Annotated in this window: 34 protein-coding genes and 2 tRNA genes; 32 read left to right on the forward strand and 4 right to left on the reverse strand. The window is 62.4% G+C overall.

Annotated features, from left to right (window positions below):
* Positions 1 to 29 precede the first annotated feature (29 nt).
* The 32 genes from SKTS_RS06815 (at position 30) to SKTS_RS06965 (ending at position 24,595) form a co-directional block, all read left to right on the forward strand.
* On the forward strand, positions 30 to 602 hold the full coding sequence (locus tag SKTS_RS06815; protein ID WP_173062198.1) for a hypothetical protein: 573 nt from the start codon (positions 30 to 32) through the stop codon (positions 600 to 602).
* Positions 599 to 820, forward strand: a complete 222-nt coding sequence (locus SKTS_RS06820; protein ID WP_173062202.1) for a TraR/DksA C4-type zinc finger protein — start codon at positions 599 to 601, stop codon at positions 818 to 820. The genes SKTS_RS06815 and SKTS_RS06820 overlap by 4 nt, the downstream gene beginning before the upstream one ends.
* Positions 820 to 1,164 carry a DUF2730 family protein gene (locus tag SKTS_RS06825; protein ID WP_173062205.1) on the forward strand — a complete coding sequence of 115 codons (345 nt, stop codon included), beginning with the start codon at positions 820 to 822 and terminating at the stop codon, positions 1,162 to 1,164. The genes SKTS_RS06820 and SKTS_RS06825 overlap by 1 nt, the downstream gene beginning before the upstream one ends.
* Positions 1,161 to 1,454, forward strand: a complete 294-nt coding sequence (locus SKTS_RS06830; RefSeq protein WP_173062208.1) for a VpaChn25_0724 family phage protein — start codon at positions 1,161 to 1,163, stop codon at positions 1,452 to 1,454. Before SKTS_RS06825 ends, SKTS_RS06830 begins: the two co-directional genes overlap by 4 nt.
* Entirely contained in the window at positions 1,454 to 1,954 is a 501-nt protein-coding gene (locus SKTS_RS06835; protein ID WP_173062211.1) for a DUF1804 family protein, read from the forward strand. The genes SKTS_RS06830 and SKTS_RS06835 overlap by 1 nt, the downstream gene beginning before the upstream one ends.
* Positions 1,947 to 2,177: a hypothetical protein gene (locus SKTS_RS06840; RefSeq protein ID WP_173062215.1), complete on the forward strand. Its 231-nt coding sequence runs from the start codon at positions 1,947 to 1,949 to the stop codon at positions 2,175 to 2,177. Before SKTS_RS06835 ends, SKTS_RS06840 begins: the two co-directional genes overlap by 8 nt.
* Positions 2,170 to 3,945 carry a hypothetical protein gene (locus tag SKTS_RS06845; protein WP_173062218.1) on the forward strand — a complete coding sequence of 592 codons (1,776 nt, stop codon included), beginning with the start codon at positions 2,170 to 2,172 and terminating at the stop codon, positions 3,943 to 3,945. The genes SKTS_RS06840 and SKTS_RS06845 overlap by 8 nt, the downstream gene beginning before the upstream one ends.
* Entirely contained in the window at positions 3,945 to 5,510 is a 1,566-nt protein-coding gene (locus tag SKTS_RS06850; protein ID WP_173062221.1) for a DUF935 domain-containing protein, read from the forward strand. Before SKTS_RS06845 ends, SKTS_RS06850 begins: the two co-directional genes overlap by 1 nt.
* Positions 5,497 to 6,684, forward strand: coding sequence for a phage head morphogenesis protein (locus tag SKTS_RS06855; RefSeq protein ID WP_173062224.1), 1,188 nt, complete (start codon positions 5,497 to 5,499; stop codon positions 6,682 to 6,684). The genes SKTS_RS06850 and SKTS_RS06855 overlap by 14 nt, the downstream gene beginning before the upstream one ends.
* 400 nt (positions 6,685 to 7,084) lie before the next feature.
* Positions 7,085 to 8,113, forward strand: a complete 1,029-nt coding sequence (locus tag SKTS_RS06860) for a phage protease (protein WP_173062227.1) — start codon at positions 7,085 to 7,087, stop codon at positions 8,111 to 8,113.
* 6 nt (positions 8,114 to 8,119) lie between these two features.
* Positions 8,120 to 8,530, forward strand: coding sequence for a hypothetical protein (locus tag SKTS_RS06865; RefSeq protein ID WP_173062230.1), 411 nt, complete (start codon positions 8,120 to 8,122; stop codon positions 8,528 to 8,530).
* Positions 8,531 to 8,560: 30 nt separating this feature from the next.
* Positions 8,561 to 9,598, forward strand: coding sequence for a Mu-like prophage major head subunit gpT family protein (locus SKTS_RS06870; RefSeq protein WP_173062233.1), 1,038 nt, complete (start codon positions 8,561 to 8,563; stop codon positions 9,596 to 9,598).
* Positions 9,599 to 9,673: 75 nt separating this feature from the next.
* The gene (locus SKTS_RS06875) at positions 9,674 to 10,039 is read left to right on the forward strand and encodes an HI1506-related protein (RefSeq protein WP_173062236.1); all 366 of its coding nucleotides are present in this window, start codon (positions 9,674 to 9,676) and stop codon (positions 10,037 to 10,039) included.
* A gap of 3 nt (positions 10,040 to 10,042) precedes the next feature.
* Positions 10,043 to 10,540, forward strand: a complete 498-nt coding sequence (locus SKTS_RS06880; protein ID WP_173062238.1) for a gp436 family protein — start codon at positions 10,043 to 10,045, stop codon at positions 10,538 to 10,540.
* A complete protein-coding gene (locus SKTS_RS06885; RefSeq protein WP_173062241.1) occupies positions 10,537 to 11,061 on the forward strand; it encodes a phage virion morphogenesis protein in 525 nt (174 codons plus the stop codon). Before SKTS_RS06880 ends, SKTS_RS06885 begins: the two co-directional genes overlap by 4 nt.
* Complete coding sequence (locus SKTS_RS06890) at positions 11,061 to 11,657, forward strand: phage protein Gp37 (protein ID WP_173062246.1); 597 nt, start codon at positions 11,061 to 11,063, stop codon at positions 11,655 to 11,657. The genes SKTS_RS06885 and SKTS_RS06890 overlap by 1 nt, the downstream gene beginning before the upstream one ends.
* Before the next feature lie 8 nt (positions 11,658 to 11,665).
* Positions 11,666 to 11,845, forward strand: coding sequence for a DUF2635 domain-containing protein (locus SKTS_RS06895; RefSeq protein WP_173062249.1), 180 nt, complete (start codon positions 11,666 to 11,668; stop codon positions 11,843 to 11,845).
* 39 nt (positions 11,846 to 11,884) lie between these two features.
* A complete protein-coding gene (locus SKTS_RS06900) occupies positions 11,885 to 13,363 on the forward strand; it encodes a phage tail sheath C-terminal domain-containing protein (protein ID WP_173062252.1) in 1,479 nt (492 codons plus the stop codon).
* Between the two features lie 18 nt (positions 13,364 to 13,381).
* Positions 13,382 to 13,732, forward strand: coding sequence for a phage tail tube protein (locus SKTS_RS06905; RefSeq protein ID WP_173062255.1), 351 nt, complete (start codon positions 13,382 to 13,384; stop codon positions 13,730 to 13,732).
* Complete coding sequence (locus SKTS_RS06910) at positions 13,732 to 14,049, forward strand: phage tail assembly protein (RefSeq protein WP_173062258.1); 318 nt, start codon at positions 13,732 to 13,734, stop codon at positions 14,047 to 14,049. The genes SKTS_RS06905 and SKTS_RS06910 overlap by 1 nt, the downstream gene beginning before the upstream one ends.
* A 17-nt stretch (positions 14,050 to 14,066) precedes the next feature.
* The gene (locus tag SKTS_RS19110; protein WP_280513684.1) at positions 14,067 to 14,195 is read left to right on the forward strand and encodes a hypothetical protein; all 129 of its coding nucleotides are present in this window, start codon (positions 14,067 to 14,069) and stop codon (positions 14,193 to 14,195) included.
* A gap of 13 nt (positions 14,196 to 14,208) precedes the next feature.
* Positions 14,209 to 16,014, forward strand: a complete 1,806-nt coding sequence (locus tag SKTS_RS06915) for a phage tail tape measure protein (RefSeq protein ID WP_173062261.1) — start codon at positions 14,209 to 14,211, stop codon at positions 16,012 to 16,014.
* A complete protein-coding gene (locus SKTS_RS06920; RefSeq protein WP_173062265.1) occupies positions 16,014 to 17,225 on the forward strand; it encodes a DNA circularization protein in 1,212 nt (403 codons plus the stop codon). Before SKTS_RS06915 ends, SKTS_RS06920 begins: the two co-directional genes overlap by 1 nt.
* Before the next feature lie 123 nt (positions 17,226 to 17,348).
* Positions 17,349 to 18,455 carry a phage baseplate assembly protein gene (locus SKTS_RS06925; RefSeq protein WP_173062266.1) on the forward strand — a complete coding sequence of 369 codons (1,107 nt, stop codon included), beginning with the start codon at positions 17,349 to 17,351 and terminating at the stop codon, positions 18,453 to 18,455.
* Positions 18,455 to 19,033: a phage baseplate assembly protein V gene (locus tag SKTS_RS06930; RefSeq protein ID WP_173062267.1), complete on the forward strand. Its 579-nt coding sequence runs from the start codon at positions 18,455 to 18,457 to the stop codon at positions 19,031 to 19,033. The genes SKTS_RS06925 and SKTS_RS06930 overlap by 1 nt, the downstream gene beginning before the upstream one ends.
* Complete coding sequence (locus SKTS_RS06935) at positions 19,034 to 19,495, forward strand: phage GP46 family protein (protein WP_173062269.1); 462 nt, start codon at positions 19,034 to 19,036, stop codon at positions 19,493 to 19,495.
* Positions 19,495 to 20,553 carry a baseplate J/gp47 family protein gene (locus SKTS_RS06940; protein WP_173062272.1) on the forward strand — a complete coding sequence of 353 codons (1,059 nt, stop codon included), beginning with the start codon at positions 19,495 to 19,497 and terminating at the stop codon, positions 20,551 to 20,553. The genes SKTS_RS06935 and SKTS_RS06940 overlap by 1 nt, the downstream gene beginning before the upstream one ends.
* Positions 20,544 to 21,146 carry a YmfQ family protein gene (locus SKTS_RS06945; protein ID WP_173062275.1) on the forward strand — a complete coding sequence of 201 codons (603 nt, stop codon included), beginning with the start codon at positions 20,544 to 20,546 and terminating at the stop codon, positions 21,144 to 21,146. Before SKTS_RS06940 ends, SKTS_RS06945 begins: the two co-directional genes overlap by 10 nt.
* A gap of 3 nt (positions 21,147 to 21,149) precedes the next feature.
* Positions 21,150 to 21,965: a gp53-like domain-containing protein gene (locus SKTS_RS06950; protein WP_173062278.1), complete on the forward strand. Its 816-nt coding sequence runs from the start codon at positions 21,150 to 21,152 to the stop codon at positions 21,963 to 21,965.
* A gap of 9 nt (positions 21,966 to 21,974) precedes the next feature.
* Complete coding sequence (locus SKTS_RS06955; RefSeq protein WP_173062281.1) at positions 21,975 to 22,370, forward strand: phage tail protein; 396 nt, start codon at positions 21,975 to 21,977, stop codon at positions 22,368 to 22,370.
* A gap of 15 nt (positions 22,371 to 22,385) precedes the next feature.
* Positions 22,386 to 23,600: a sialate O-acetylesterase gene (locus SKTS_RS06960; protein WP_173062283.1), complete on the forward strand. Its 1,215-nt coding sequence runs from the start codon at positions 22,386 to 22,388 to the stop codon at positions 23,598 to 23,600.
* Between the two features lie 197 nt (positions 23,601 to 23,797).
* Positions 23,798 to 24,595: a DNA adenine methylase gene (locus SKTS_RS06965; RefSeq protein WP_173062286.1), complete on the forward strand. Its 798-nt coding sequence runs from the start codon at positions 23,798 to 23,800 to the stop codon at positions 24,593 to 24,595.
* Between the two features lie 387 nt (positions 24,596 to 24,982).
* Here the strand turns inward: SKTS_RS06965 and SKTS_RS06970 are convergent, their stop codons facing one another.
* The 4 genes from SKTS_RS06970 to SKTS_RS06985 form a co-directional block, all read right to left on the reverse strand.
* Positions 24,983 to 25,249, reverse strand: coding sequence for a Txe/YoeB family addiction module toxin (locus tag SKTS_RS06970; protein ID WP_244617466.1), 267 nt, complete (start codon positions 25,247 to 25,249; stop codon positions 24,983 to 24,985).
* Positions 25,242 to 25,496 (reverse strand): type II toxin-antitoxin system Phd/YefM family antitoxin, encoded by a 255-nt coding sequence (locus SKTS_RS06975; protein ID WP_173062292.1) that lies wholly within the window; start codon positions 25,494 to 25,496, stop codon positions 25,242 to 25,244. Before SKTS_RS06975 ends, SKTS_RS06970 begins: the two co-directional genes overlap by 8 nt.
* Positions 25,497 to 25,630: 134 nt before the next feature.
* Positions 25,631 to 25,706 (reverse strand) — tRNA-Lys (locus tag SKTS_RS06980).
* A gap of 55 nt (positions 25,707 to 25,761) precedes the next feature.
* Positions 25,762 to 25,837: transfer RNA gene (locus SKTS_RS06985), tRNA-Lys, on the reverse strand.
* Positions 25,838 to 25,851: the final 14 nt, after the last annotated feature.

Consider the following 25,851-nt stretch of genomic DNA (forward strand, 5'->3'; position numbering starts at 1 on the left):
GTAGGCGTGCTGGCCATCTCGGGGATTTTGTGGGCTGCGGTTATCTGGCTTGTCAGGGCGCTCGCGTCGTTACTTTAACCAAGGATATAACCATGGACTGGAAAGACCTGCTCGCTAAAATCGCACCCACCGTGGCCACCGTTCTGGGTGGCCCGTTCGCCGGGGTGGCTGCCGAGGCGCTTGCCTCCGCCCTCGGAACCGACCCCGCCAACGTGCAGAAGATGGTCGAGTCCGGCCAGATGACAGGCGAGCAGCTCGCCGCGATCCGCAAGGCAGAGATCGATCTGCAAGCACAGCTTCAGGCCCAGGGCGTGCAGCTCGAACAGATCGCCGCCTCCGACCGAGACAGCGCCCGCAAGCGCGAGTCCGAGGTCAAGGACTGGACACCGCGCATGCTGGCCTACGGCGTGACGCTGGGCTTCTTCGGCCTGCTGGCCTTCCTCGCCACCAACAGCGTCCCGCCCGCCTCGGAAAAGATCCTCGACATCATGGTCGGCACCCTCGGCACCAGCTGGGTGGGGATCGTCACCTACTACTTCGGCTCCAGCGCCGGCAGCGACCGCAAGACCACGCTGTTGTCCCAGGCGCAGCCCGTCAAATGAGACCGGAAGACTTCGCCCAGCAGATTGAGCTGGCCGAATGGGAGCATAACCAGGAAAAGGCCATCAGGGCCGCGCCAAGCCGCCCTTCGGCGGAAACCTGCGCCGAATGCGGCGACGCCATACCGGAAGACCGCCGCCTGGCGGAAATCGGCTGCACGCGCTGCGTGGAATGCCAGGCGCAGCACGAATATGAACAAAACAACCGAGGGAGACGGTAGTGGACTACACGGCAATGGATTTTTGGTGGAAGGTTTTCATCACCGTCATCAACATGGGCATCGGCGCGTACCTGTTCTGGGAGCGCCACAACGACGGCACCCGGCGCCGCATCGATTCCATGGAAACCGACCTAGACGAGCGCCTGGACGACCACTCGTCGCGCCTGGCCAAGGTCGAGGCGCGCATGGATCTGTTGCCCAGCCATGAGGATCTCGGCGATCTGCACGAGCGCATCAACGATGTCTCCAAAAATCTGCACACGCTGACAGGCGAGATGACCGGCATCAAAACCACGCTGGGCCTGATCCACCAGCATCTCTTGAACGGGGGCGGAAGACAATGAGCATTGCCCGCAGAATCGCCGAGGCCGACCGCCGCCGCGCAATCCTGGCGGCGCTTTCCATCTCCGCCGCCTACACGCTGCCGGAACGCGCATTGCGCGCCCAGGTGGAGGGCATCGGATATGCCTTATCACTGGATGTCCTGCGCGCCGATATCGCTTGGCTAGCGGAAATCGGCCTGGTCGAGCGCGCAGAGATGGATGACGTCTCGCTCACCGATCGCGGGCTGGACATCGTACTGGGACGCGCCCAGGTGCCCGGCGTGCGCCGGCCCGAACCAGGCGAACTCTGATGGCACACGGAGAAGATACCCGCCGCGCCGTCAAGGCGGCCTTTGTGTTTGAGCAGCTCTCCCTGGAGATGGCCGCGCTCAAAATCGGCGTGCCGATCGCCACGGCCCGCAACTGGAAGCGCAGCGCCAAGGCGGCCGGGGACGATTGGGACAAGGCCCGCTCCGCCCAGCTGATCGCCGGCGGCGGGATCGAGGACGTGGTGCGCCAGACCCTGGCCGTGGTGGTGCAGCAGGTGCAAGCCACCATCGAGGCTATCCAGGCAGATCCCAATTTACAGCCCGGCGACAAGGTGAAGATGCTCGCCAGCCTGGCCGATGCGTACAACAAGATCATGGCGGCCTCGAGGCGGCTAATGCCGGAAACCGACAAGCTGGCGGTGGCCACCGACGTGGCCCGCCGCATGCTGGAATTCATCCGCGCCAACTACCCGCAGCACGCCGCCGCCTTCGCCGAGGTTCTCGGGCCGTTCGGCGAGGAACTGGCGAGGGCATATGGCTAAGCTATCAGCAGGCGCAGAAAGCGCGCTATCGGTAATCGCTCATATGGCCATGGCGAACCAGTTGGGTAAAAACGTACCTGGAATGGCCGACTTCCCAGAATTCTACAAAAAGCAAATGTCACGGCAGGACAGAGATGTCATCGATCAATTCGACCGGTTGTGCAAACAGGCCTATCGAGACTTAGCCAAGATGCTAAAGCAGGATCTAGCGAAAGATGGCTAGCTCTAAACCCACCACCGAAAAAGACTTCCTCAAAGAGATTGCCAACATCTCCCAGGAAGTCCGGGCGGAGATCGAAGCTCACCAGATCGGACTCGATCCGTCCCCGGCTGCCCGCGCCGAGCGGCGGCGCCGTGTCCTGAAGGACGGCGATTTCGAGTTCTTCTGCTACACCTATTTCCCGCACCACATCCGCCCGCCGGCGTCGCAGTTCCACCGGCACTTCTTCAAGCGCTTCCCGCAGATCCTGGACAAGCCTTCCGGCGCCAAGGAATGGTGGGTGGCGCCGCGCGGCGAGGCCAAGTCCTCGCTGACCACCAAGGTCGGCCCGTGCTGGGTGGCGGTGCGCGCGCTGCTGCAGAAGCCCGCGATCCGCGCCGAGGTCGGCTGGGAAGGCGAGACGCCGTACTTCATCGACTACATCACCATGCTGGGCGCGGAAACCAAGCTGCCCACCAAGCTGCTCGAAGTCGTTAAAGTCGAGCTGACGGTTAACGCCGCACTGGCGCTGGATTTCCCGGAGGCATGCGGGCCCACCAAGAACTGGAAGATCGGCGACTTCACCACCAAGTCCGGCGTCAAGGTCGAATCCTTCGGCGCCGAGCAGGCGATTCGCGGCACCTTCCACGGAGCCAGCCGACCCAAGCTGCTCCTGGGCGACGATCTCATCACCGACAAGGAAGCCAAAAGCCCAACCGAGTGCAACAACCGCTGGGACTGGCTGGAGAAGGCCGTTGACTTCCTCGGCCCGCCAGAGGGCAACGTCAAGTTCGTCGGCGTCGGCACCGTGCTCAACAAGAACGACCCGATCAGCCGCGCCAAGGGTGCCATCGGCCACCTGGTGCATCATTTCCGCGCCCTCATCACCTTGCCGGCACGCATGGACATGTGGGAAGAATGCCAGGCCGTCATGCTCAACCAGGACAAGCCGGCGGAAGAAGAAGCATCCGAACGCGGCGAGGTGCTGGAAGAGTCCGGCTTGCCGTCCTACATTTTCTACCAGGCACACCGCGCCGAGATGGAAGAAGGCGCGGAAATCTCCTGGCCAGGCGTGCGCAGCCTGTTCTGGCTGATGCGCCAGCGCGCCAAGAACGCCCGGGCGTTCGCCACCGAAATGCAGGGCGACCCGAGGAGCGACGAAGACAAGATCTTCGCGCCGGTACGCTTCTTCGTCTCGCGCCTGCCGCACTGGATCATGCTGGGCGGCTGCGACCCGTCCATGGGCAAGGGTGAAAAATCCCACCCCAGCGCTCTGGTCGCCGGCGCCTACGACCACGAACGCGGCCGACTGCATGTCATCGAGGCGCGCATCAAGCGGCGCGTGCCGTCCAAGCTGGAAGCGGACCTGATCCAGTTCCAGCGGGACTTCCACTGCCTCGCCATCGGCTTCGAGAACAACAACGCCTATGAGCACTCCCGCCAGACCTTCATCACGGCCGGCCTCGCCAAGGGCGTGGCGCTGCCCCTGGTCGGCCTGACCGAGACGGTGGACCGGGAAGTCCGCATCGACGGCATGGAGCCGTACATTACCGACGCCTACGACCCGCGCATTCTGTTCAGCCCGGAGTTAACGCAGTTGCTTTCCGAGCTGGATAGCTGGCCCGAAAAGCAAACCAGCCACGACTACGACGGCCTGTGCGCGCTGTACATCCTGTGGAAGCTGTGCGTGGTGCGAGGCATCACCGGCTCCGGCTTCCAATCCCTTCCCCGCCACCCGTCCGGATCCCGCGATGACGACGACTACGGCAACCCATCCAGGAGAATGTTCTGATGGCCATGAAAATACTGGATCAATTCGGCCAGCCGTTTACCCACCAGGAAGCACTTGCCGCGCCGCAGACCAGTACGGTCACAACGCTGGCCAACACCTACATCCAGTCCGCCATCGATGGCCTCACACCCGCCCGGGCGGCACGCATCCTGCGCGACGCGGACAACGGCGACATCACCGCCCAGCAGCAGCTGTTCGACGATATGGAAGACCGCGACTCACACCTCCAGGGCGAGATGGCCAAACGCGCGGGCTCGCTGGTCGACCTGGAATGGTCGATCGAGCCGCCCCGCAACGCCAGCGCTGCGGAAAAGAGCGCGGCCGCCTGGGTGACGGAAGTGCTGCAGGACTACGTCGACGACTGGGAGGATCTGCTCCTCGCCATGATGGCCGGCGTCGGGCGCGGCTTCGCGCCCGTCGAGCTGTCCTGGTCGCTCCTGGGCAAGGAACAGCTGCCGTCCTTCCAGCCCCAGCCGCAGACCTGGTTCCGCCTCTCCCAGGACCGGCGCGAGCTACGCCTCAAGGACAACAGCGCCAACGGTGCCGCCCTGTGGCAATTCGGCTGGATCATGCATACCCACGGCAAGGCGCGCACCGGCTACCTCGGGCGCCTCGGCATCCTGCGCTCGCTGGTCTGGCCATTCCTCTATCGCGCCTACTCGGTGGGCGACTTCGCCGAGTTCCTCGAAACCTACGGCCTGCCCATCATCGTCGGCAAGTATTTCTCCGGCGCGACGGATGCCGAAAAAGCCAGCCTGATGCGCGCCGTGACCTCTCTTGGCCACGACGCCCGCGCCATCATGCCCGTGGACATGGAGCTGGAGATCAACACCGTGACCGGCGGCGCCGGCAGATCGCATCACCTGGCGATGGTGGAGTGGGCGGAGAAAGCCATCTCCAAGGCCATCCTGGGCGCCACGCTCACCAGCGGCGCCGACGGCAAGTCCAGCACCAACGCCCTGGGCAAGATCCACAACGAAGTGCGCAGGGATATCCTGCGCTCGGATGCCCGCCAGATCGCCGGCACCCTGACCCGCGACCTGATCTACCCCATGATCGCCCTCAACAAGGGCGGCATCGACGGCCTGCGCCGCTGCCCGCGCCTGGTGTTCGACACCGGCGAAGCGGAGGACATCAAGCTGTTCAGCGAGGCCCTGCCGCCCCTGGTCGACCTCAACATGGAAATCCCCGTGGACTGGGCGCACGGCAAGCTGCGCATCCCAAGGCCAAAGGACGGGGAAGCGGTATTGCGCAAGGCGCCCGCAGCGCCTGCCCCCGACCAGGGGGCCGGGACGGCGGCCGCTACCGCAGCGCTGACTGCCAGCGTCCAGGGTCGGGATGAATTCGACGTGCTGGGCGACGAGCTGGCCGGCGACTGGGAGCGCGTGACGGATCCGCTGGTCGCGCCGATCGCGGCGCTGGCCGGCGAGGTGGATAGCTACGAGGCATTCCAGGCCCGGCTGCCGGCGCTGATCCAGGGCATGGATGAAACCGAGCTGGCAGACGCGCTGGCCCAGGGGCAGTTTGCCGCCCGGCTGTGGGGCAAGCTGAATGGCGGCCATTAAGCTCGAATCCCTGCCGCCGGAGGAGGCGATCGCCTTCTTCCGCCAGAAGGGCTACAAGATCGGCTTCGACTGGCGGGACGTCTGGCAGCAGGAACACCAAGCCGCCTTCACCGTGGCCAAGGCTATGCAGCTCGATCTGCTGCGCGATATCCGCGCCGGCGTCGATGCCGCACTGGCCGACGGCACCCCCTTCGCCGACTTCCGCAAGAACCTGAAACCGCTCCTGGTGCAAAAGGGCTGGTGGGGCCGGGCCGACATGGCGGATCCGCTCACCGGCGAGGTGAAGAACGTGCAGCTGGGCAGCACGCGCCGCCTCAAGACGATCTACGACATCAACCTGCGCACGGCGCACAGCGAAGGCCAGTGGGAGCGCATCCAGGCGAGCAAGCAGAGCTTCCCTTACCTGCAATACGACGGCAACAACAGCGAGCACCCACGCCTGCAGCATGCGGCGTGGGATGGCCTGATCTTTCGCGTCGACGATCCCATGGTGCAGACGATCGGCCCGGTCAAGGCATGGGGCTGCAAGTGTCGCTGGATACAGATGAGCCAGGGCATGATGGATCGGCGCGGGCTGCAGGTCAGCGAGCCGCCCAAGCTCACCACCTACACCTACGTCAACAAGCGCACCGGCGAGACGCAGCAGATCCCGCAGGGCGTCGACCCGGCATTCAACTATCCCCCGGGCGGACGGCGGGCCAACCTGTCGAAGTTCATTACCGAGAAGCTCGATGCCGCCGACGTGCCGCTAGCGTCCGGCGCGCTCAAGAGCCTGGTGTCCGGCGAGGCGTTCGCGCGCTTCTTCGCCAAGCCGGAGGGGGTTTTCCCGATCGGCGTGCTGCCGGACGAGCACGTGTCCGCCATCGGGGCGAAGACGCACACGGTTCGGCTGTCGGCCGAGACCATGCAGAAGCAGATCAACGTGCACCCGGAGCTGGCGCCGGAAGAATACGGGTTTGTGCAGCAGGCCATCGAGCGCGGCATGCGTATCCAGGACGGCGCCAACTCGGCGATCTATTTGCTCGAGCTGGATGGGTATGTGACGGTGGTCAAGGCGACAGGAACGGGAAAGGCGGTATTCATGACCAGCTTCCGCCGGCTATCGAGCGACCAGGTGAAGCGGGACGAAGAGGTGCGCAGGCTGCTGCGCAAGGGAGATAAACACCAGAAATAGTCGCGGGCGGTGGGGCCCCCCGATCCGGTTTCCCGGCAACCCCACATGGCGCTCCGGCATTTCTGCCGTGCTACGGCCGGGGGAATATCACCGTGTCGCGCCCGCTTGCAGCCAGTATATTCCCCCGCCGAAAAATCCGCAAAACGAATTAAGCCGCTACGGCGTTCAGGACACCTTCCGGCTACCGCGTATCGCAAAAATTCTGCGCCGCGATTTTAACGGGGGGTTAACGGCCTCTATGGTGGTATTTTTCTGTATCGCTCGATGCGGGTTTCTACTTATCCGCAAAATTTACATCCGCCGCCCGATCTGATAGGGTAAAAAAATCCTGCCGTAATCCATCCGACTGCGGAAGCGCTTCCGCCTTAACCACCCCTCTTCGCGCCGCCACAATGGCGGCATGACTACACGCCTCGCCTCCCTCGTCGCTCAGCTCACTCCCGGAGAAAAGACCTTCCGTCTCATTCCGGCGGGTGCATTTCGTTCCTCCGATGGATCCGGTCGGCCGAAGGATGTGCCGGCCTGGTACATCGATGCCGATGACGCCGTTCAGGTGATCGCCCGTAATGCGGCTCGGAAAAGCAGCGTGGTGATCGACTACGAACACCAGACCCTGCTCTCCGCGCAAAACGGCCAGCCCGCCCCGGCATCCGGCTGGGTGGCGTCCATGGAATGGCGCGATGACGGACTTTATGCCACGGCAGACTGGACAGAGCGGGCCGGCGCGATGATCGACAAAAACGAATACCGCTACATCAGCCCGGTGTTCAGCTACGACAAGACCGGCCGCGTGCTCGACGTCAAGCTCGTCGGCCTCACCAACAACCCCGGACTGGACGGCTTGACCGACCTGGCCGCGTTGTCCGCCCATTTTTCAACCCAGGAGGAATCACCCATGAATGAACTCATGGAGCGCTTGCGTTATTTGCTTAACCTGCCGCTCACCACCACGCCGGAAGAAATGGCCGGCGAGCTGGACAAGATCAAAGTCATGATCACCGGCGCCGGCGCCGCCAGCCTCACGGCGTACCTGGATACGCAAACCACCCAGATTGCCGCTCTGAAAGCAGCGTCTCCGGATCCCGCTCAGTTCGTTCCCGTGGGGACCATGCGGGATCTGCAGGAACGCGTCGCCGCCCTGAGTGCGCAAATCAACGCCGGCGAAGTGGACACACTGGTGGATGCGGCGCTGACCGCCAACCGCCTGTTTCCGGCCCAGGAGGAGTGGGCGCGCAACCTGGGCAAAACCAACATCGCCGCGCTCCGTGGCTACCTGGAGACTGCCCCCGAAATCGCCGCCCTGACCGCCACCCAGACCGGGGGAAAGAATTTGGACGGCAAATCAACCAACCAGTCCGACGTCCAACTCGCGGTGTGCAAGGCCCTGGGCCTGAGCACCGAGCAGTTCGCCGCCGGCAAAGTGGAGTAATCACGCATGAGCGCACTGACCCAACCCCGCAACACCCAGCAGCGTACCGGCGACGTTCATGACTTCCCGGTTGCCGCCGCCACCACCGTCCACCAGGGCGGATTGACCGTGCTGAACGGCGGCTATGCCGCGCCCGGCACCACCGCCGTCGGATTGATCGCGGTAGGCCGCGCCGAGGAAACGGCGACTGCCGTGTCCGCCGGCGACGCCAGTGTCCGCGTCAAGCGCGGCACCTTCAAGTTCGCCAATTCCGTCGCGGCTGATTTGATCGCCCAGGCCGACGTCGGCGCCGACTGCTACATCGTCGACGACCAGACCGTGGCGAAAACCAGCAGCGCCAACACCCGCAGCGTGGCCGGCAAGATCGTCGCCGTCGACAGCGACGGCGTGTGGGTGAGTGTCGGCCTCGGCCTGTAAACCGCCAACCCGAATCCATAGGAGATATACGTGAAAAAACTGTCCATTCTGATCGCTCTGGCCACGGCAACACTGGCCGTTCTCTTTTCCATTCCGGCCATGGCCGACGTCGGGGCACTGGCGTGGTCGCCCGGCGGCATGGGCGGCATGCCCCTGATCGCCCTCGGCGGCATGATCATCAACGCCGATACCCTGCGCGCCTTGCAGCAGGGCTTCAACGCCGCCTTCATGCAAGGCTTCGGTTCGGTCAAATCCACCCTCGACCTGATCGCCATGCGCGTGCCGTCCTCCACCCTGACCGAGAACTACGGCTGGATGAAGGAATTGCCCGGCATGCGCGAGTGGATTGGCCAACGCGTCATCAATAACCTCGAATCGGCCGGCGCCCAGCTCACCAACAAGCACTACGAGCACACCATCGGCGTAGACCGCGACAACATTTCGGATGACCGACTGGGCATCTTTACACCCATGTTCTCCATCCAGGGCGAGACCGTGGCGCGGCACCCGGACGAGCTGGTGTGGGGGATGCTGCCCAAAGGCTTCACCACCAAGGGCTTCGATGGCCAGTACTTCTTCGATACCGACCACGTCGGCTACACGGCGGAAGGCGTGGAGACCTCCTGGAGCAACACCGGCGGCGGCGCCGGCGCGCCATGGTTCCTGATGGACCTGTCGCGCTCGTTCATGAAGCCGATGATATTGCAGGATCGCCAGAAAGCCGAGTTCGTCAGCCTGAACCGTCCCGACGATACCAACGTGTTCATGGACCGGACGTTCCTGTTCGGCGTCGACGCCCGCTATGTGGCCGGATTCGGCTTCCATCAGCTGGCCTACGGCTCCAAGGCCGCGCTGGACGCCGCCAGCTTTGCCGCCGCTCGCCTGGATCTGGAGACCCAGCGCCGGCCCGACGGCACGCCGCTGCCGGTGATGGCCTCTCACCTGGTAACCGGTCCGAGCAACCGCGCCGCAGCCGAGGCGGTCCTGATGAAGGAATATCTCGCCGCCGGCGAGACCAACACCAACTACAAGGCGGTTAACCTGGTCATCGACCCGCGCCTGGGCTGATAGTCGGCTGATCCATGGCGGCCGGTTCGCTGGCCGCCATCCGTGAGCCCCCTAATACGAACTGAGGAGATACCTATGGCCAAGACTACCCCGCGCGCCGCTGCAAAAACCGGATCCGCAAAACCGGCCGGAAACGCCGGCGCGACCGAACAAGAGAACGCCGGCGCCGGCGCCGACAACCAGGAGCAAGGGAACGGCGCGGGCGCTACGACAGGGAGCGCTTCAGCCGGCACGTCCGAACCGGGCGAGGATTCGCACAGCGGTCAAGCTGCCGAACCCGTTGCCATGCTGCGCGTGGCCGCACGCGTCAACGGCTTCCGCCGCTGCGGTCGCGCCTGGCCGTCCGCCGCCGTGACGGTTCCGGCGTCCGATTTCAGCGGCGAGCAAATCGACATCCTGAAGCGGGACCCGGAGCTGGTTGTCACCGAGGTGGCCGAGTAATCCATGCCATACGCCACCGCCACCAATCTGCTGGAGCAGTTCGGCGCCGAGGAGATCGCGCAGCGCGCCGATCGCGGCACGCCGCGCCTGGTGACGGCCGCGATGCTGAAGGCGGCCGCCGCTGCCGGCAGCCTCGCGGGCTACACCGCCGACGAGCAGGCGGCGACGGCTGAAGCGCTGGCGTTGGTCAATGCCAAGCTGCTCGATGCCGATAGCGCCATCAACGGTTACCTGGCCACGCGCTACCCGGTGCCCCTGGCCACCGTGCCGCGCCTGGTGCTGGTCGCGGCGTGCGACCTGGCGCGCTATGCGCTTTACGACGACATGGCCACCGAGACCATCACCACCCGCTACAAAGATGCGGTGAAGCTGCTCGAAGCCATCAGCAAGGGCTTGGTGAACCTGGGCGTAGACGCCAGCGGCGCCAAGCCGGAAACCAACAATGCCGCGCAGATGGTGTCTGCCGGCAAGGTGTTCGGGCGCGACGGGAGACGTTTATGAGCGGCATCGTCCTGCGCGCCGACGTCGAAGACAGCGGCATCCGCGACGAGCTGAACCGGCTGATCGCCCTGGGCAGGAACCCGAGCGATGCGATGCGCGACATTGCGACCTACGGCGAGAACTCCACCCGCGAGCGCTTCAAGCTGCAGATCGACCCGGACGGCAACCGCTGGAAGCCAAGCCTGCGCGTGCAGCTGCGCGGCGGCCGGACGCTGACCAAGGACGGCCACCTGGGTAACTCGATCACCAGCCGCTCGAGCAAGGACGTAGCCGAGTGGGGCAGCAACCGAGAATACGCGGCTATCCATCAAATAGGGTTCGACGGGCAGATCAAAATCCCGGCACACCAGCGGGAAATCAGCACCGTATTCGGTAAAAAATTGAAGTCAAAGATGACGGTCAATGTGAGCGGCTATACCTTGCGTCAAAGAATCGTGGCGCGTGCCTATCTGGGCACCAACGCTGAAAACGCCGCCGACATCCTGGACCTGATTCAATACCGTATCGAGGGCGCGCACTGATGTTTGCGGAACTGGAAGCCGGCCTGGTCCGGCTGGTGAAAAGCAGCGCGATCGGTCCGTTCCTGAAAGCGGTCGGCACCTTGCCGGACGATGATGAGGACAACCTGGTCAACCGCATGGCGGCCGATGCGCCCGCCGTTTACGTGGTGGCCGGGCGCAACTTCAAGGTCGAGGGCGGTCGCCTGGTGGTGCCGTTCGGATTGACCTGCATGGCTCGGAATTCGCGCGGACATGAAGACGCCCGGCGCGGCGACGGCAAGGCGCTCGGCATGTACCAGATCCTGGAAGCCGTGCTCGGCCTGGCGGAAAACGGCTGGGCCGGCGGGTGCTACTGGCGCGTGAGCGATGTCGGATTCCTGAATTCGGACAAGATCTGGAAAGCCGGGCTGACGGTCGGCGTGGTGACGGTGGAAACCACGGTCGCGATGCCCTCCGGGATCGACCTGGCAGCCTTGTCCGACTTCAAGACCTTCCATGCCGACTACGACATCCCGCCGATCGAAACCGCAGCGGAACACAACAAGTGGAAGCAGGAGCCGGCGGATTATTCCGCCAGCAAGCCCGAGCTGCAAGACACCATCATCATTCAGCCATAGGAGGCACCATGCAATTCGGTCAACCCATTATCGCCAAGCCCGTCAAGGGCCTGCGCATCCGCAAAGAGGACGGCACGCAGCTGCCGGAGGAAGGCGACACCGTGATTCACAGCAGCTACTGGCAGCGCCGCAAGGACGATGGCGACGTGACCTTGAGCGAACTGCCCAAGGCCAGGAAGCAGGACTAACCGTTAAACCGCACCCTCGGGGGTTAAAAGGAGCAAACCATGCCGGACAATATTACATTCATGACGATTCCCGTGGACTGGCGCGTGCCGGGCGCGTACATCGAGGTCGACCACCCCAAGGCCGTGCGCGGCCTGCCCCAGATGGCGCACCGGATGCTGATCCTCGGACAGCGCCTGGCCGCCGGCACGGTGGCAGCCGGCGTATTGACCAAAGTGACGCGCTGGCAAGACGGCGTGAACTACTTCGGTCGCGGCTCCATGCTGGCGCAGCAGATCGCGGCCGCGCTCAAGGTCAACCCGTATACCGAATGCTACGCCCTGGCGCTCGACGACAACGGGGCCGGCAACGCGGCAGCGGGCACGATTGAATTTACCGGCAGCCCGACCGAGAGCGGGACGCTGTACCTGTACATCGGCGGGCGCCGGCTGATGGTAGGCGTCACCGCCGCCCAGACCGTCGCGCAGATCGCCACCAACACGGCCGCCGCGATCAATGCGGATGCCGACGGCGCGGTGACCGCCGCCGCCGCGCTCGGCGTGGTGACCGTTACCAGCCGCCACAAGGGTATCGAAGGCAACGATATCGACATCCGCCTCAACTACTACCAGGGCGAGGCCACGCCCAAGGGTTTGGTCGCCGCCATTACCGCCATGACGGGCGGCACCGCCAACCCAGACGTGTCGGCCGCGATCACGGCGATGAGCACGCTGGCCGCCTACAGCATCCTGATGGGCTGGACCGATGCGGCCAACGTGACGCTGATGGAAAACGAGCTGCAGGCGCGCTGGGGCGGCATGGACATGCGCGCCGGCCACGTCTTCGGCCACAAGAACGGCAGCTACTCGGCGCTCTCGACTTACGGCAGCGCACGCAACAGCGCGCACAGCACCTTCCCCGGACTCAAGAGCAGCCCGACCCTGCCGTGGGTGATCTCGGCGCAGTTCGGCGCGATCGTGGAATTCTCCGGCGCCAACGATCCGGCCGTTCCGTTCCGTTCTCTGCGCCTGCCGGACGTGATGGCGCCCCGGGAAGCGGACCGCTTCACCGATACCGAGCGCAACCTGCTGCTGCATGACGGCATCAGCACCGTCGTGTTCGATCAATCCGGCGCGGCCAGCATCGAGCAGGTGGTCACCACGTACCAGCAGAACAGCTTCGGCATCGAAGACGTCAGCCTGCTCAAGCTCAACACCAAGTGGACGGTGGACTATCTGCGCTACATGTTCCGCGTGGCCGTGCTGCGCGATTACCCGCGCCACAAGCTGGCGAGCGACGACGTGCTGGGTATGATCCAGCCCGGCCAGGCCATCGCCACGCCCAAGCTGATCCGCAATACCTTGATCGCGGCCGCCACCCAGGCGGTCCGCGCCGGCCTGATGGAAAACCTGGAGGGATTCATCCGCGACCTGGTCGTGGTGCGTTCCGATGCGGACACCTGCCGCGTGAACTCGATCATGACGCCGGATACGGTCAACCAGTTCGACGTGTTCGCCGGCGCAGTGCAGTACGTCCTTTAACCAAGCGAGGAGCAAGACATGACACAAGTATTTGGCCGGGCGTTTATCACCGTCGCCGGCAAGCGCTACAACACTAAGGCGGGCGCGAGCCTTAAATTCGGCGGCATCGATCGTAAGCCGGTGATCGGCGATGGCGGGGTTGCCGGTTTCCAGGAAACGATCGAAGCGCCGGAAGTGGATTGCACCATCATCGCCACCGGAGAGGTGAGCCTGGCGGAAATCCAGAAGCTGACCGACTTCACCCTGAGCTTTGATACCGATACCGGGCGCAGCTACGTGATCGCCAATGCCTTCAACGGGCCGGTTCCGGAATTATCCAACGATGGCATCAAGGCCAAGTTCTACGGCATCGAAGGGAAGGAAGTTTAATGCAAACCATCACAGGGAAATTCAAGCACGGCCTGAAAATCGGCGAGGTGATTCATACCGCTTTCGAGATGCGCGAGGCGGACGTCGAAGACATGATGGAAGCGGAAATGGAAGCCGCCCAGGTCGGCGGGGGTGCGCATACGCCGATCCTCTTCAACGCCCAGATGATGCTGCGCCAGCTGGTCAAGGTGACAGCGGCGGACGGATCGGAGTTTGCCGGCCCCTTCACCACCAACATGTTGAAAAGGCTGAAGCCTGCGGACTATCGCGCGCTGCGCGAGAAACAAGGAGAGCTAGACGAGTTGGGGGAAGCCTAGTCGCGCGACGGCGCGGGATGTTCGACAGCATCCTGCTGATCGCGCTGAAGACCGGCTGGCGGCGCCGAGACATTCTCGATCTGCCGGCCGCCGAATTCAATCACTACCTGGAACGACTGACAAAAAACGCCAATGGGAACCCGTGACTTAACGCTATCGATGAAGCTCTACGCTGACACAGCCCGGTTTGTATCCGGGCTGGTGTCTGCCGAGGGCGGCGTGCGCAAATTCACCGGCGGCGTGAAGCGCGAGTTCGAAGCGCTCAAGGGCGCCATGAACTCGGTGGAGGGAAAGCTGGCATCGATCGGGGTATCGGTCGGCGCCGTGGCCACCATCATGCAATCGGCCAGGATGGACAAGAGCCTGACGCAGATCGGCCAGACCGCCGGCGCCAGCGAGCGCGACGTGGCCGGCTTGCGCAGCGAGTTGTTCCGCATGAGTGCAGAGACCGGACAGAACGTCGACGACCTGCAGCAGGGCTTCAACAACGCCGTGCAGGCCGGACTGCAGTTCAAGGAAGCGCTGCCGGTGATCGATGCCACCAACCGGGCGATGGCGGTGACCGGCGCGAGCGCCGACAAGCTGACCGGGTCGCTGACCGTCGCCGGTACCGCGTTCGATTTCGACCTGGCCAAGCCGAGGATGGCAGCCACGCTGCTGGACAAGATGACCGTGGCCGGCCGCCTGGGCAATGCCGAGCTGGAAAATCTTTCCGATATTTTCGCCCGGGTAGGCCCGAATGCCGCCGCTGCAGGCTTGGGCTTCGACAAGACGCTGGCTTTCATCGAGGGCCTGTCGCAGATCGAGCGCCAGCCCGAGCGCCTGGCCACCCTGGCAGACAGCACGCTGCGCCTGTTCACCAACCTGCGCTACATGAAGGATGCGCAGAAGGCGACCGGCATCAAGTTTTTCGACAAGGACGGTTCGCGCCGCGATGCCCTGGCGGTGCTGGCCGACATCAAGAAACAATACGACAAGCTCGGCACCGAAAAAAGCCGGGCGGTTTTCATTCAGAAGGCGTTCGGCCAGGCCGACCTGGACACGATCAAAGGCCTGCGGGTGCTGCTGTCCGGAGACATGCTGGGCAAGATCAATTCGTTCTCCACGCAAATCGCCGGCGCGAGCGGTGCGATCGCACGCGACTTGCCCAAGGCGATCAGCAATTCGGTCGACCAGGTCGGGCGGCTCAAATCCGCGCTCCGATCGGCGGCGGATAATTTCTCGAAGCCGATCAATGAATCCCTCTCCGGCCTCATCAAATGGGGCATGGACAAGAAGGCAAACGGCGGACTCGGCATGGACGGCAAGGATATGCTCCTGGGCGCCGGCGCCGGCAGCCTGGCATTGTTCGGCGCGACACGTTACGGCGGCAAGGCAGTCGGCGCGCTGGCCAAGCGCTTCGGGGGCACAGCTGCCGGCGTGGCGGAAGGAAAGGCACTGGAAACCGCCGCCGGCGTGACGCCGGTGTTTGTAGTCAACCTGCCTGGTAGCGGAATCTCCGGGCTGAGCCCGGCGGCGCAAGCCGGCTCGGCCGCCGCGCTGGGCGGCGCCGGCGCGTTCGCGGCAAAGAACCTCAAGACCACCGCCGCGTTGCTGGGCGGCTCCAACCTGGCCGCGTTGCGCATGATGGGCACCGGCGCGATCGGATCGGCCGGCGCGGCAACGGCGGCGGCTGGCGCAGTGGGATACGGGGTCGGCACACTGGGTTACAAGTATGGCCTGGAAGGCAATGCCAGCGGCGATGCGATCGGATCTGTCATCGCCAAGACGCTGGCGCTGTTCGGCAACGAAGAGGCCCGGCGCTCCGTCGAGATGACCGAGAAATTCAAGGCCGCCCAAATCGGAGGCGATATTCGGATCTTTATCGACCAGGAAGGCCGTGCCGCTATTTCCGGCGTTAAAAGCAGCCAGCCGGGTGTGCGTTTTAACGTCCATTCCGGTCCCTACATGATGGGTCAGAACTGATGGCCTGGCGCGATCAATGGCAAGAGGCCAGCTTTCGCGGGGTCAAGTTCCGCTTTCGCTCTGCCGCCGGCGCGCTCGGCCGCCGCAACGTGGTGCACGAATATCCCGGGCGCGATGAAGCCTATGTGGAAGACATGGGCCGCAAGGCGCGCGAATTCACTTTCGAAGCCTTCGTCATCGGCGCCGATTACATGCGCTGGCGCGATCAGCTGGAGGAAGCTTGCGAGAAGGAAGGTTCTGGCGAGCTGGTGCATCCGACGCGCGGTCGCATGCAGGTGGCTGTCCAGGATTGCCGCCCGACGGAAAATATCGACGCCGGTGGCATGGCGAGCTACGCGCTCACCTTCATCCAGGATGGCGGCAACCTTAACCCGTCGGTGCGCGTGGACACGTCAGCCGCGGTTGACATCGCCGGCGACAATGCGACCGACGCGGCATCCAAGGATTTCAGCAAGTCGTTCAAGGTCGACGGCATGCCGGATTTCGTCAACAACGATGCGCTGGCCACGATCAATGACGCCATGGACGGCATCCGCGCTGCGGCGAACGGCATGATGCCGGACATGAGCATTCTGCCGGCATTCAACGCGGCGGCCGGCGGCATCCTGGGCAAACTCACCGCGCTCATGCGCTTGCCGACAGACCTGGCATCCGGCATCGCCGGGCAGATCGCCGGCCTGCGCGCTTTGGGGACGTCGCCGCTGTCCGCCTTCAATGCGCTCGCCACGCTGTTCCAGTTCGGCAAGCATGCGCAGACGAGCGGTTACGTTCCGGCGGTTCCCGTCACGCCGGCGCGTATTCAGCAGGCCAGTAACCGCGCCGCCGTGCAGACGCTGGTGCGCCGGATCGCACTGATCGAGGCGGCCAAGGCATCTTCGAGCGTCAAGTATGCATCGCGCGAAGAGGCGATCGCCTTACGCGATAACCTGGTGGCCAAGCTGGAAGCCGAGGCCGAGGATGGGGCGGCGCCGGATCCGGTCTATTTCGCCCTTACGGATCTGCGCGTGGCGGTCGTCAACGATATTCAAACCCGGGCGGCGGACCTGGAGAGCCTGATGCAGTACACGCCGCGCGCGACCGTGCCGGCAATCGTGCTGGCGTATCAGATCTACGAAGATCCGGAGCGTGACGAGGATATCGTCGCGCGCAATCGGGTTAAGCATCCGGGCTTTGTGCCTGGCGGTCGTGCGCTTGAGTTGTTGACAGGCTGACTGAAAACTTTTAACTTGCAGTTTCCTTCCTGATTCCGCCCTCTTAGCGGAATTGTTTCCGCCTTATCCCGTATGCCTTGAGACCTTATTCTCAAGGCATGAATAACTCCCCTTTTTTCGCTCATGTCGGCCGTCGAGATTAAAGTCGGCAGCATGATCTACGGCGGCTGGAAGTCGTCGCAGATAGATATCGGCATCGAGCAGATCGCCGGCACCTTCGATTTGTCCGTTTCAGAGCGCTGGCCAGGTCAGGATACGCCGCGCCAGATCCATCGCGGTGAGCGCTGCGAGGTGCTGGCCGATGGAGAAACAGTCATCACCGGTTGGGTGGACGACGCCTTTCCGGAATTCGACGCGACGACGCACGAATTCCGCGTGACCGGACGCGACGCCACCGGCGACCTGGTCGATTGCTCGGCTATCCACAAGTCCGGCCAGTGGGCCAAGGCCACGCTCGATAAGATCGTGCGCGACATTTGCGCGCCGTTCGGCATTCCCGTGATCGTCGAAACCGATATCGGGAACGCCTTTGACAGTCATTCCATCCAGGAGGGCGAGACCGCGTTCGAGTGCATCGAGCGCGCCTGCCGCATGCGTGCCGTGCTGCCGGTATCCGACGGCAAGGGCGGTCTGGTTTTGACGCGCGCCAAGGACGGCCCGGCGGTTGATGACCTGGTCGAAGGCGTTAATATCAAGCGTGCGCGTGGGGAATTCAGCTCCAAGGAGAGGTATTCCCTATATATCATCAAGGGCCAGGATCGCGGCAGCGACGACAATCTGGACGCGCCGGAAACCCACGCCCAGGTGAAGGCCGAGGCGACGGATAGTTTTGTACAGCGCTACCGTCCCCTGATCGTCATCGCCGAAGAGCATGGACCGCATGCGACCTACAAGCAGCGCGCCGAATGGGAGCGCAACGTGCGGCGCGGCCGCAGCAACCGCGCGACCATTACCGTGCAAGGCTGGCGCAATGCGCGCGGCAAGCTGTGGTGGCCGAACACGATGGTGCATCTCGACTCGGCATCGCTCGGCGTGAATGCCAACCTGCTCATAACCAATGTGTCCCTGATCGATAACCCCCAGAGTGGCCGCATCGCCCAATTACGACTCGCCGACCGCCGAGCATTCGACCTGCTGGTTGGAAAAAAAGCGGCCGGGCTGCAGGGCAAGATTCGAGAAAAGCAGGCGTCGGAAAAGAAGCAATCCGGCGAAGACTGGAGCAGCTTCTGATGGATATCGTCGACCTCATCGACAAGCTGACCGCGCCGCTGCGCCGACGTGTGCGCCTGATGGTTTCGCGCGCGGTTCTGGCCGCCGTGAACGACGCCGGCGGCATCCAGGTGGTACAGGTCAAGCTGCTCGAGGGCGAGGTACGCGACGGCGTCGAGCGCATGCAGAATTATGGCTTTGATTCGGTTCCGCTGCCCGGCGCAGAGGGCGTGATGGTTTGCGTCGGCGGCGACCGAGATCACGGTATCGTCATTGCGATGGATGACCGCCGCTACCGCATCAAGGGGCTGCAGGCCGGCGAAGTCGCTGTCTACACCGATGAGGACAAGGAGCCGCACCAGCACCGTATCATCTTCAAGCGCGGCGGCGCCATCGAGGTGCTGGGCAAGAACATCACCATCACGGCCAGCGAGACCGCCCGCATCGCCGGCGACGTGGTGCAGATCCACGCCAAGAGCCTGTATCAGTTCGACTGCAACGGCCACGGCCAGAAGTGGTTCCCCGACCACATCGACACCTGGCAGATCGGCGAGACCGCCGGCACTGCCCACGCCATCGCCGCGCCGGAAATTCCATAAATGGCGGACATTCGCACCGTCATGATCGACATGGAGCGCGGCGCCGATTACGCCATCGCTTCCATGCTGCTGGCTGAAGACGACGGTCTCTATACCGCCGTGATCCTGAGCCTTTTTAGCGATCGCCGTGCGGGGCCGGATGATGTGATTCCCGGCGACTCGGATGACCGTCGCGGCACCTGGATCGACGCTTTTGCCGACGAACCAGGAGACAAGCATGGCAGCCGCCTCTGGCTCCTCGAGCGCGCCAAGCTGCTGCCGGAAACGCCGCTCCGCGTGCGCGAGTACGTCGAGGAAGCGCTGGCCTGGATGACGCGCGACGGCGTGGCCAAGGCAATCAACGTCGAGACATGGATCGCGCGCAACCATCCGGTGGGCGTCATCGGTGCGCTGATCGAGATCGTCAAGCCTGATGGACAGGTGACCCGCTACAAATTCGACAAGCTCTGGAGTGCCGTGTAATGCCTTTCAACCGACCCACCCTGCAAACCCTGGTCGTCCGCAACCAGGGCGATATCGAGAGCAACCTGCCGGGCACGGATGCCAAGGTACGGCGCAGCAATCTCAATATTTTGGGCAAGCTGATTGCCGGCGTGGCGCATGGAATTTATGGCTATATCGCCCGGGCCGCCAAGCAGATCCTGCCATTCGAGGCGGAGGCTGAAGAACTGGACCGGCACGCCAACTTCTGGCTCGCCCAGCCGCGCAAACCTGCCACGCCAGCGCAAGGTTCCGTGCCGATCCTGGGCACCAATGGGCGGGGCATTCCGGCGGGCACCGTGCTGATCCGCGCGGATGGCGTCGAATACGCTACCGATGCCGAAGTGACCATCGCAGCCGGTACCGCCACGGCGGCGATCACTGCCGTTGTGGACGGCGCCGCTGGCAATGCAATCGCCGGGACAACGTTGACATTGGCTTCTCCGATCGCGGGAGTCAACGGTAACGTCACGGTGCCGGTCGGAGGTTTGACGCAGGGCGCAGACGTCGAAACCGACGACGCACTGCGCGTGCGCGTGCTGGCCAGGCCGAAGCAACCACCCCATGGCGGCGCTCAATTCGACTATGTGAATTGGGCGCTTGAAGTACCGGGCGTGACCCGCGCCTGGTGCTATCCCCTGGAGCAGGGCGACGGCACGGTGACCGTGCGCTTCGTGCGCGACAACGATGCCAGCGTTATTCCGGACGCCGCCGAAGTGGCGGCCGTGCAAGCTTACATCGAGGCGCGTTATCCAGTGACCGGGCATGTGTTCGCGGTGGCGCCGATCGCGGCGCCGATCGATTTTGTTTTCACCACCATCACGCCCGCTACGCAAGCCGTTAAGGATGCCGTCGCCGCCGAGCTGGCCGACCTCATCAACCGCGAATCCGAGCCGGGCGGAACCATCCTGATCACGCACATCCGCGCCGCCATTTCGATCGCTGCCGGCGAAGAGAATTATGTGCTGACCTCACCCATCGCCGACGTCAACCACGCCGCCGGATACATGGCCACGATGGGAAATATCACATGGCCATGAACGTCGACGACTACCTGAGCCAGTTCAAGGCCGTGCTGCTCCGTGGGAAGGCGTGGACATGCCCGCCCGGTGGCACGATGGACAATCTGCTGCGTGCGTTCTCCGCAGAGTTCGCCCGCGTCGACGCCCGGGTCGATGACCTCCGCAACGAAGCGGATCCACGTACTGCCTTCGAAATGCTGGGTGAGTGGGAAACCTTGGCCGGCCTGCCGGATAGCTGCAGCGCAGCCAGCGGCGGCACGATCGAAGAACGGCGCGCCGCGCTCAAGGCCAAGCTGCTTTCTACCGGCGGCGCCAGCGAGGCGTATTTCCGCTCGATCTGCGAGGATCTCGGCTACCAGGTACAAATCGATCGCTTCCGCCCCTTCGTGTGTGGATTATCGCGCTGCGGAGACGTGCTCAATGGACCGGCATCCGTCCGCCACATCTGGCGCGTCCGCGTGCCCACTGCGCGCGCAACGTACTTCCGTACTGGGCAAAGCCAGTGCGGAGACGCGCTGGGTAAATTCAGCCGGGCCGCAGATCTGGAGTGCAAGCTCAACAAGATCAAGCAAGCCCACACCCGTTTAATTGTCGCTTATCAAGGAGCTTAAAAGATGGATTACGTACAACCACTAGGCGGCGCTGCGGGCGCTCCCTACGTCGACGCCAACCCGGCGCTCGCCATCGAAGGGTCGGCGGTTCCGGCAGCTGCCATCGAGCACCCGATGCGCGAAATCATGGCAGTCATCACCGGTGCCGGAATGGCGGGAAGCGGTGCCGATCTGACCCAGCTCAAGCAGGCGATTGAGCGCATGATCGACGCCCAATCCGGCAACTACGCGCTCGATACCGGCGTGGCCAACGCCTACGTGGTCGCGCTCAATCCGGCTATCGCGGCCTACGGCGACGGCATGACGGTGCGTGTCAAGATCGTCAACGCCAACACCGGCGCTTCGACGCTGAATGCGGGCGGCGGTGCGGTGCCGCTGGTCAATGACGTGGGCGGTGCGCTGGCGGCAGGAGACCTGCCGGCTGGCGGGATTGTCACGGCGACTTACATCGCGAGCGCCGCCAGTTTTTATATCACCGCAATGGTGCAATCCCAGGGCGATGCGCGCTATGCCACGCTTGCACAGTTTACTGGAGCGAATCAATCTCTCAGCTCCAATGGGTATCAGAAGCTTCCTGGCGGACTGATCATTCAGTGGGGATCATATCCCGCAGGCGCCGCAACCGGCACCATCACTTTTCCGATTACGTTCCCTAATGCATGTTTAACTTGCCAGGCAACTGACAACAACAACGTGGCTACTCAAGTCGCATCAATAGCAACACTTACAACCGCGTCAAATTTTGCATTTGCTGCCGCCCAAGGCGCAAGTGCATATGCCTCTGTCGGCACGTTTAACTGGCTTGCTGTCGGTTATTAAGGAGAAAAAATGTTTTATTCGAAAACAACTGGCGGATTTTATGATTCCGCAATCCATGGCAAGAATATTCCGGGCGATGCTGTAGAAATTAGCATTTCCCAACATGAGACGCTGATGCTTGGTCAATTGAGGGGGAAAATCATCATCCCTGATTCCGATGGAAGCCCGATATTAGCCGAAGCGCCTCCGCCAACCGATGTTCAGCTGTTGGCAGAATACCAATCCCAGGCCAAGGGCGAACTCGTCAAGTCGGATGCGACTATCCTGCGCTGCGCAGAAAATGGCGTAGCCGTACCGGTCGAATGGGCAACATATCGCGCGGCGCTCCGTTTAATCATCGGATCGGCAATAGGCGATCATACGCAGCCGTTGCCGATCCGGCCGAGTTATCCGGCCGGAACGTGATCGGGGAGTGCAGCGATGGAGCAAATAATCGACAGAAACATTGGCGTGCATTTCGGGGATATGGACGCGCCATTTCCGTTTGCCGGCGTGGCCTCGATGTTCGATGGAAACCTGGTTGCCAATAATCCGAATTTCGGCGCTTACAAGGCCGGCACAAATGCCTATATCGGGACAGAGTTTGCAGCTGGGAAAATTTTCAGCCGAGCGATTTATTACGGCTGGAATGACCGTGGAATTCTTGACGACGGCTCTGCAGGAACGGTCTATATCTATGGAAAAAACGGGGTGCCGGAAAACGGGACCGACGGGGTGCTGATAGGGCAGGCTTCGTTTACTGAACCATCGCCTCTGGCATACGGTTCGCCGCTGACGATCAACTCGATGGACACGGTGAATGCATACACCCACATTTGGGCATATGTGACGACCGCTGCGGCGACAGGGATCTGCGGTGCTGAACTGGAAATGTACGAATTTACCATCGCGGTTGAGCAGCACGTGAGTCCTGCCGCGATATTCATCGGAGCCGGGCAAAGCAACATGGTTGGCGCTGCGCCGGTCCCGGATCAGTCTATTTACGCTAGTCGCGCCCGCGTCGCTATGTTCGCCCTGGACGGAACCGTTAAACCAGCTGCCGACCCGATCATGGATGCAACGGGATCTCTTTGGCCGCAGTTCAATAATGCCGCCATCGGATGCGGAACCATGCTGCCATTTGCAAACAGCATCGTAGGCCAATTCAAGAATTTCGATGCGCTGATTGTCAACTCGTCGAAAGGATCAACGAGCATCGATCTGTGGGCGAAGGGCAGCGAGCTATACGACGGGATGATCGCCAGAACAAAAGCCGCGCTTTATAGCGCTCCATATGGAAGTTTTATCGCCGGGATGGTTTGGCAGCAGGGCGAAAGCGACACATTCACGGAAGTGTCGTCCGGAGCATGGGTAGATAAATTCCACGCGCTTGTTGCCAATGTGAGAGGGGATTTGAACATTCCGGAACTCCCGGTCGTCTTTGTGGGGCTGGGGCCCTATGACGCATTTTCACCTGGTTGGCCGCAATTGCGATTCTCTCAGCAATTCATGCGGCTCCCTGCAAATTGTCTGTACGTGAAATCGTTCGATCTGGCAAACGATGCAAGCCCGGACTGGCTCGTCACGAATTCCGTATTGACTATCGGCGAGCGTGTTTCGAAAGCGATGCTGCAGTTACTTCCTGAGATTGTGTAGCCGAAACCGGGGGCACTGCGAGAAGAGTATCTGAACGTAATAACTGAATAGAGAGGAGGCGACCGACACCATGCGTCAACATGACGTCGGCCACCTTAACCCACAGAACAGACCTGTGAGCCAAAGCCAAGGCCCCCTTGCCACTAGCGGCGGGCGAAGCCTAGCACGATTTTCTAACAACTAGAAAGGGCTTACAGATGCAAAACGCATTACCAATCATTCCCTGGCTGGGCGGCAAGCGCCGCTTGGCCGACAAACTACTCCCGCTGTTCCCGCCGCATGAGTGTTATGTCGAGGTGTTCTGCGGCGGCGCGGCGCTCTACTTCCTGCGGCCGATGCCGGCACCGGTCGAGGTGATCAACGACATCAACGGCGAACTGGTGAACCTCTACCGGGTGGTGCAGAACCACCTGGAGGAATTCGTCCGGCAGTTCAAGTGGGCGATCAGCAGCCGCCAGGTGTTCAAGTGGCAGCAGGAAACCAAGCCCGAAACGCTCACTGACATCCAGCGCGCAGCGCGCTTTTACTACCTCCAGCACCACGCCTTTGGCGGCAAGGTCAGCGGCCAAAACTTCGGCACCGCCACGACCGCACCAACGATCAACCTCTGCCGCATCGAGGAAAGCCTATCCGCTGCGCACCTGCGCCTGGCCGGCACCACGGTCGAGAACCTGCCCTGGCAGGAAATCATGCGCCGCTACGATCGTGCGCACAGCTTCTTCTACCTCGATCCGCCCTACTGGCAGACCGAAGGATACGGTGTCCCGTTCGAGTGGGAGCAGTACGAGCAGATGGCCGAGATCATGCGTCTGGCCAAGGGGAAGGTAATGGTGAGTATCAACGACCACCCCGATATCCGGCGCGCTTTTGACGGCCTGACCATGCACGAACTCGGGATCAAATACAGCGTGGCCAACGCTCATGGCCAGCCAGCAGAAAGCCGTGAACTGGTGATAACGAACTGGGAGCCTGGTGTGATGGGAGGGTTGTTTTAACGGTCTCTGTCGCTTCTGGTACGATGGCAATATCAGATTAGGAGCGGCTCGCTATGAAACTCACAACTATGTTTGGTTTTGGCCTCGGTTTAATTTACGTCGTCAGCTACGTTATCCCTTCAATGATGCTCGGGGCTAGATTGGAGACTGATGCTAATCAATGCCAAACAGACATAGTACGGGCCGTTAATTCTCACTCGTTTACCGGGCATGTCAGCAAGGTCAGCGAAGCCTGCGCAAAAACTGAATCGGCTGCTTCCATTGCCAGGGGATTGGCCAGATAGTTGTTGTGCCAAATAAAGCGCAAATCAGTGCCAAATGGCGCGCGCGGTTACAGAGAATGCCACGGGAGGCTCTGGCCTTCGTCGTTTGTGACGCGCGGTCTGCCTAGTTGTCGTAGTGATACCGGCAGGCGATGATCACCAGATCATCCCCATCCACGCAATAGACGAGGCGATTGGAATCGTCGATACGGCGTGACCAGAAGCCGGACAGGTTTTCTTTCAGGGGTTCGGGCTTGCCGATTCCATCAAACGGTTCGCGCAGACAATCACGGATCACACCGTTGATCCGTTTCAGTGTTTTACGGTCCTGCCCTTGCCAGTACTGGTAGTCCTCCCAGGCGGCGAGCGTCCAGGTGATGCGGCTAGGCACCCACCAAGTCCCGTGCCTTGACCTTGCCCTTGCGGTATTGCTCGATCGAGCGCGCCAAGTGAGCCGCATTAGCGGGCGACTTCAACAGATGGACTGTCTCCATGAGGCTGTTGAAGGTGTCGAGCGACATCACGACAGCATCGGAAGCGTTACGCCGGGTGATCACCGTGTAGTCGGCATCGTCGCTGACCTGGTCGATGATGGACTTGAGGCTGTTTCGGGCATCGGAGAAATTAACAACGCGCATGATGTTCTACCTGTTCAATATGCTGTACAAGTCTAGCCGAACCGACTCGCCAATGCAAGCAATCGAATCTGCACCCATTGGGGCACTACCCCAGAAAAGACAATGCCAACCGAGAATGGTTGGCATTGAGAAAATGGTGGGCTGTGACAGATTCGAACTGTCGACCTACGGATTAAGAGTCCGCTGCTCTACCAGCTGAGCTAACAACCCTGGGGAACAAGTTTAAAAGGGGATTAGACATTTGTCTAATCCCCTTTTGTTTTGCTGGTAGGACGTGGCAGATTCGAACCGCCGACCAACGGATTAAAAGTCCGCTGCTCTACCGACTGAGCTAACGTCCCAAGCGAAGCCGGCA

The sequence above is a fragment of the Sulfurimicrobium lacus genome (assembly GCF_011764585.1).
Taxonomy (GTDB): domain Bacteria; phylum Pseudomonadota; class Gammaproteobacteria; order Burkholderiales; family Sulfuricellaceae; genus Sulfurimicrobium; species Sulfurimicrobium lacus.

Bases quoted from the DNA above. Each gene is read 5' to 3' on its own strand.
- SKTS_RS06820 (WP_173062202.1), top strand. From the start codon at position 599: ATGAGACCGGAAGACTTCGCCCAGCAGATTGAGCTGGCCGAATGGGAG.
- SKTS_RS06830 (WP_173062208.1), top strand. From the start codon at position 1,161: ATGAGCATTGCCCGCAGAATCGCCGAGGCCGACCGCCGCCGCGCAATC.
- SKTS_RS06835 (WP_173062211.1), top strand. From the start codon at position 1,454: ATGGCACACGGAGAAGATACCCGCCGCGCCGTCAAGGCGGCCTTTGTG.
- SKTS_RS06840 (WP_173062215.1), top strand. From the start codon at position 1,947: ATGGCTAAGCTATCAGCAGGCGCAGAAAGCGCGCTATCGGTAATCGCT.
- SKTS_RS06845 (WP_173062218.1), top strand. From the start codon at position 2,170: ATGGCTAGCTCTAAACCCACCACCGAAAAAGACTTCCTCAAAGAGATT.
- SKTS_RS06850 (WP_173062221.1), top strand. From the start codon at position 3,945: ATGGCCATGAAAATACTGGATCAATTCGGCCAGCCGTTTACCCACCAG.
- SKTS_RS06855 (WP_173062224.1), top strand. From the start codon at position 5,497: ATGGCGGCCATTAAGCTCGAATCCCTGCCGCCGGAGGAGGCGATCGCC.
- SKTS_RS06860 (WP_173062227.1), top strand. From the start codon at position 7,085: ATGACTACACGCCTCGCCTCCCTCGTCGCTCAGCTCACTCCCGGAGAA.
- SKTS_RS06865 (WP_173062230.1), top strand. From the start codon at position 8,120: ATGAGCGCACTGACCCAACCCCGCAACACCCAGCAGCGTACCGGCGAC.
- SKTS_RS06875 (WP_173062236.1), top strand. From the start codon at position 9,674: ATGGCCAAGACTACCCCGCGCGCCGCTGCAAAAACCGGATCCGCAAAA.
- SKTS_RS06880 (WP_173062238.1), top strand. From the start codon at position 10,043: ATGCCATACGCCACCGCCACCAATCTGCTGGAGCAGTTCGGCGCCGAG.
- SKTS_RS06885 (WP_173062241.1), top strand. From the start codon at position 10,537: ATGAGCGGCATCGTCCTGCGCGCCGACGTCGAAGACAGCGGCATCCGC.
- SKTS_RS06890 (WP_173062246.1), top strand. From the start codon at position 11,061: ATGTTTGCGGAACTGGAAGCCGGCCTGGTCCGGCTGGTGAAAAGCAGC.
- SKTS_RS06895 (WP_173062249.1), top strand. From the start codon at position 11,666: ATGCAATTCGGTCAACCCATTATCGCCAAGCCCGTCAAGGGCCTGCGC.
- SKTS_RS06900 (WP_173062252.1), top strand. From the start codon at position 11,885: ATGCCGGACAATATTACATTCATGACGATTCCCGTGGACTGGCGCGTG.
- SKTS_RS06905 (WP_173062255.1), top strand. From the start codon at position 13,382: ATGACACAAGTATTTGGCCGGGCGTTTATCACCGTCGCCGGCAAGCGC.
- SKTS_RS06910 (WP_173062258.1), top strand. From the start codon at position 13,732: ATGCAAACCATCACAGGGAAATTCAAGCACGGCCTGAAAATCGGCGAG.
- SKTS_RS19110 (WP_280513684.1), top strand. From the start codon at position 14,067: ATGTTCGACAGCATCCTGCTGATCGCGCTGAAGACCGGCTGGCGGCGC.
- SKTS_RS06915 (WP_173062261.1), top strand. From the start codon at position 14,209: ATGAAGCTCTACGCTGACACAGCCCGGTTTGTATCCGGGCTGGTGTCT.
- SKTS_RS06920 (WP_173062265.1), top strand. From the start codon at position 16,014: ATGGCCTGGCGCGATCAATGGCAAGAGGCCAGCTTTCGCGGGGTCAAG.
- SKTS_RS06925 (WP_173062266.1), top strand. From the start codon at position 17,349: ATGTCGGCCGTCGAGATTAAAGTCGGCAGCATGATCTACGGCGGCTGG.
- SKTS_RS06930 (WP_173062267.1), top strand. From the start codon at position 18,455: ATGGATATCGTCGACCTCATCGACAAGCTGACCGCGCCGCTGCGCCGA.
- SKTS_RS06935 (WP_173062269.1), top strand. From the start codon at position 19,034: ATGGCGGACATTCGCACCGTCATGATCGACATGGAGCGCGGCGCCGAT.
- SKTS_RS06940 (WP_173062272.1), top strand. From the start codon at position 19,495: ATGCCTTTCAACCGACCCACCCTGCAAACCCTGGTCGTCCGCAACCAG.
- SKTS_RS06945 (WP_173062275.1), top strand. From the start codon at position 20,544: ATGGCCATGAACGTCGACGACTACCTGAGCCAGTTCAAGGCCGTGCTG.
- SKTS_RS06950 (WP_173062278.1), top strand. From the start codon at position 21,150: ATGGATTACGTACAACCACTAGGCGGCGCTGCGGGCGCTCCCTACGTC.
- SKTS_RS06955 (WP_173062281.1), top strand. From the start codon at position 21,975: ATGTTTTATTCGAAAACAACTGGCGGATTTTATGATTCCGCAATCCAT.
- SKTS_RS06960 (WP_173062283.1), top strand. From the start codon at position 22,386: ATGGAGCAAATAATCGACAGAAACATTGGCGTGCATTTCGGGGATATG.
- SKTS_RS06965 (WP_173062286.1), top strand. From the start codon at position 23,798: ATGCAAAACGCATTACCAATCATTCCCTGGCTGGGCGGCAAGCGCCGC.
- SKTS_RS06975 (WP_173062292.1), bottom strand. From the start codon at position 25,496: ATGCGCGTTGTTAATTTCTCCGATGCCCGAAACAGCCTCAAGTCCATC.